General features: G+C 38.1%; 1 pseudogene. It reads right to left on the bottom strand.

The features are described 5' to 3' along the window. Positions 1 to 291, bottom strand: a pseudogene (locus tag CWC11_RS22915) (hypothetical protein); the annotation flags it as partial.

Here is a 291-nt window from a genome sequence, read left to right as displayed (position 1 = left end):
TAGTTGCGCGATAAGTTCTGGCTTTCCTTTTGGTACAATACTCAATACAACATTCGCTTTATTAGCGACATATTGCTCAAATACCCGTTTTATATCTCCAACTTTCAATGCTTTAACATTTGCAAGCTGTTGGGTTAGGAAACCAGGATTCTCATGGAAAGTCTCAAATTTAGCCAGCATAGAAACTTTACCCTCCACGCTCTGCAGCGCTCTCACAATCTCTGCTTCTCTTTTAGCGATAAAAAGATCAACATCTTCTTGGGTAATTCTATTTTGAATATAATCTGCAAC

It is taken from the genome of Pseudoalteromonas sp. S3178, from assembly GCF_005886985.1.
Lineage (GTDB): Bacteria > Pseudomonadota > Gammaproteobacteria > Enterobacterales > Alteromonadaceae > Pseudoalteromonas > Pseudoalteromonas carrageenovora.
The sequence above is the reverse complement of the archived record's forward strand: the minus strand, read 5'-3'. Positions and strand labels throughout refer to the sequence as shown.